Origin of the sequence: Cupriavidus sp. HPC(L) (genome assembly GCF_000307735.3) — a bacterium.
Classification (GTDB): domain Bacteria; phylum Pseudomonadota; class Gammaproteobacteria; order Burkholderiales; family Burkholderiaceae; genus Cupriavidus.
The window spans coordinates 1-3,513 of record NZ_AMPR02000271.1 but is presented as its reverse complement, the minus strand read 5'-3'; the positions used below and the strand labels follow the sequence as shown (position 1 = coordinate 3,513).

Below are 3,513 nucleotides of genomic sequence, written 5' to 3'. Positions count from 1 at the left end.
CGATGACGCGGCTGGTGCCGGCGCTGGCGCGGTGGGCCAGGACGCTGTCGAGTTGAGGCGAGCGCGCCGCCGCGCCCGGCTACGCCAGCGATTGCCCTCGAGATTGGCGTTTTGAGATTGGTCTTATCCTTTCGCGCTCCCTTCCCCGCTAATCTGGCGGGGCATTGCAGCGCTTCCGGCCATTTCCCGTTTTTGGTCTGGAGGCAGGCATGCGCGCTGTCGCTGTATCGGGCCGAGGCGTCGTCCTGTCCGCACCTGCAACGTGCCACCGGGCGCCCGATACCGATCCGACGCGCCTTGCGCCGCGCGGCATTTGCCGCGCGGCGCTTCTTTTCCGACGGACCGCACGCCCCGAGGCACCCGCCGCGCTGCGCGATGCTGCTCGGCAAGCGGCGCAGGAGCAATGGCATGGCACTGAACATCGTCGTCGCGGACGACCATCCCGCGATCTCCCTGGCGATCCGTAGCGTTCTGCAGGGGCACGCCGGCTGGCAAGTCTGTGCTGACGTGACGACGCCCGAGGCGTTGTTTCGCGCCATTGCGGCGTGTACGCCCGACGTCGTGGTCACCGACTACCATATGCCCGGCGGCGAGGCCAAGGATGGATTGCGGATGCTCGGCCAGATGCGGCGGCAGCATCCGCAGATGCGCGTGGTGGTGTTGACGATGATGACCAATCCGCTGATCCTGCGCGCGATCGCGGAGGTGCCGGTGCAGGGCATCCTGCTGAAGGATTCGCCGCTCGACGAGCTGGTCCATACGCTGGTCCAGGTCGAGCGCGGCCGGACCTATATCGGCAGATCGGCGGCGCGGATCCTGGCGGAATCGAGCGCGCGCTATCCCTGCCCGGAGGAGCGGGCGGGCATCGGCAGCTTGTCGGTGCGGGAGACGGAGGTGCTGCGGCTCTATCTGAGCGGCAAGTCGGTGACGCAGATCGCCACCGCGCTGAGCCGCAGCGTCAAGACGATCAGCCGGCAGAAGAACTGCGCAATGCAGAAGCTGGGGGCGAGCAACGACAGGGAACTGTTCGACTTCGCCGCCCGCCAGGATTTGATGCTGCCGCAGCCGTCGGCGGGTTAGCCGACGGCGTACGGCCGGGATGCGCGCTTATTCGGCGGAGCGCGGCGCCGCGATGACCGGCGACACGGCGGCCTCGCCGCCATCCTGATCGTCGCCCGGGCGGCGCTGCTTGGCGCCGGCCGCACGCTGCTCCCAGAAGACCGCGTTATCGATGCCCAGCGGTCCGGGCACGAAGTTCGGGTCGATGCCCTGGCGCTTTTGCGCCTCGTAGTCGCGCAATGCCTTCAGCGCGGGCTTTTGCAGGATCACGATCGCCACGATGTTGAGCCACGCCATCAGGCCCACGCCGATGTCACCCAGCGCCCAGGCCAGCGTCGCGGTGCGCACGCAGCCGTACAACGTGGCGGCCAGGATCGCGATCTTCAGCAGGAACACCATCCACGGGCGGTGAATCTTCCGGTTGATGTACGCGACATTGGTTTCGGCGATGTAGTAGTAGGCGACGATCGTCGTGAACGCGAAGAAGAACAGCGCGATCGCGACGAAGGCGGCGCCGAAGCCCGGCAGCACGCTTTCGACCGCATGCTGCGTGAAGCCCGGGCCCGCTTCCACGCCTGCCAGGCCCGTGTGCAACGCTTCCTTGGCGGGACCGACCACGTTGTAGGCGCCGGTGATCAGGATCATGAAGGCCGTCGCCGAGCAGACGAACAGCGTGTCGACATAGATCGAGAACGCCTGCACCAGACCCTGCTTGGCCGGATGCGAAACCTCTGCCGCGGCCGAAGGGTGAGGACCGGTGCCCTGGCCGGCTTCGTTCGAGTAGACGCCGCGCTTGACGCCCCACTGGATCGCCAGGCCAAGCACTGCGCCGAAGGCCGACTCCAGGCCGAAGGCGCTACGCAGGATCAGGCTCATGACGTCGGGCAGCTTGCCGATATTGAGCGCGATGATCACGCAGGCGACGAGGATGTAGCCCAGCGCCATGAACGGCACCACGATCTCGGCGAACTTGGCGATGCGCTTGACGCCGCCAAGGATGATCAGCCCCAGCAGGATCACCAGCACCGCGCCGGTCACTGCCGGTTCGACGCCGAACGAATTGGCCATGCCGGCCGCGATGCTGTTCGACTGCACGCCGGGCATCAGCACGCCGCAGGCCAGGATCGTCGCCAGCGCGAAGATCCACGCGTACCACTTGGTGCCCAGCCCCTTCTCGATGTAGTAGGCCGGACCGCCGCGGTACTGGCCGTCGACCTCTTCCTTGTAGATCTGCGCCAGCGTCGATTCCACGAACGCCGTGCTGGCGCCGAGGAAGGCCATCACCCACATCCAGAACACCGCGCCCGGACCGCCGAAGGTAATGGCGGTCGCCACGCCGGCGATATTGCCGGTGCCGACCCGGCCCGACAATGACATCGCGAGCGCCTGGAAGGAGCTGACGCCTTGCGCCGACGACTTGCCGTCCAGCATCAGCCGGATCATGCCGAAGAAGTGGCGCACCTGGGCGAATCGGGTGCGAATCGAGAAATACAGGCCGACGCCCAGGCACAGGTAGATCAGTGCCGAGCTCCAGATGATGCCGTTGATGGCATCGACAATTTCGTTCATGGCGAATCTCCGAGTCGGGTTCGGGCGAGATGGTGCCCGTCATGTCGGCGGTCGAGTCGCCCCGGGGTCGAGGCAAGACCGCTCCCCTGGAAAAAGGCGTAACCATACCGCAACAGCACGTTTTCCCACCTAGGGACAACCCGAATTCGTCGTCCGAAACGGGGGCTGGCGCGTTGTGGGATGCAGGATCGTGCACCACGAGCGGGCATGATCGGCGGGGCCGCAAGCGCCTGAAATTGTGTCGACGGGAAACAAAAGTCGGCACTGGCAGGCGGTTTTTACGTCACCGAACCACAAGTTACAGAACTGTTTCATGTTGTCGCCGCCGAGGCCGGCCGCAGGCCCGATCGTGCGTCGTAACCTGAACGCTCCCTACCGCTCCGATGGATGCAGAGGAATCTCATGTCTGAACGATTGATCATGCTGGACGTGCCCGGGGTGCTGTTCTCCGAGCGCTCCGCCGCGCGGCTGGGCGGCAAACCGGAGACCGGCGCGGTGCGCGAGCTGCGCCTGTTCGATCCCGTCGCACTGGGCTTCGTACGGCGGCTGTTCGGGCTGGCTGGCGCGCGCGTGGTGCTGCCGCATGCCTGGGGCGTCGGCGCGCGCTCGACCCTGGTACAGCAGCTGGACCTGCAGGTGCATGCGTTCGCGCCGGCCGCCCCCGGCGGCTTCGGCGCCGAGGTAGCCGCCTATCTGGCCTCGGCCCAGCCGACCGCGCAAAACTTCGTGGTGCTGACCGCCGATTCGGCCTCCGTCGATCCGTCGCTGCAGTCGCGGCTGATCGCGCTCGATCCGGCCAACGGCCTGACGCTGGACGACTTCAAGCAGGCGCTGGACCTGCTGGGCGTTGCCTGCCCCAACGGCTTGTACCCGCCGACGCAGCCC

The 3,513-nt window shown here is 66.7% G+C and carries 3 protein-coding genes; 2 read left to right on the top strand and 1 reads right to left on the bottom strand.

Going from position 1 to position 3,513, the window contains the following annotated elements; translation table 11 throughout:
- Window positions 1-408 precede the first annotated feature (408 nt).
- Entirely contained in the window at window positions 409-1,080 is a 672-nt protein-coding gene (locus tag B551_RS15420) for a response regulator (protein ID WP_043440063.1), read from the top strand.
- A gap of 27 nt (window positions 1,081-1,107) precedes the next feature.
- Here the strand turns inward: B551_RS15420 and B551_RS15415 are convergent, their stop codons facing one another.
- Window positions 1,108-2,628 (bottom strand): sodium:alanine symporter family protein, encoded by a 1,521-nt coding sequence (locus B551_RS15415; RefSeq protein ID WP_006579661.1) that lies wholly within the window; start codon window positions 2,626-2,628, stop codon window positions 1,108-1,110.
- Window positions 2,629-3,030: 402 nt separating this feature from the next.
- On the opposite strand from B551_RS15415, the gene B551_RS15410 reads away from it, so the two are divergent.
- A partial coding sequence (locus tag B551_RS15410) for an HAD domain-containing protein (protein WP_043440059.1) occupies window positions 3,031-3,513 on the top strand: 483 nt, incomplete at its 3' end.

What these genes read in the sequence shown, in the direction of transcription:
- B551_RS15420 (WP_043440063.1), top strand. Translation starts at nt 409, where the DNA reads ATGGCACTGAACATCGTCGTCGCGGACGACCATCCCGCGATCTCCCTG.
- B551_RS15415 (WP_006579661.1), bottom strand. Translation starts at nt 2,628, where the DNA reads ATGAACGAAATTGTCGATGCCATCAACGGCATCATCTGGAGCTCGGCA.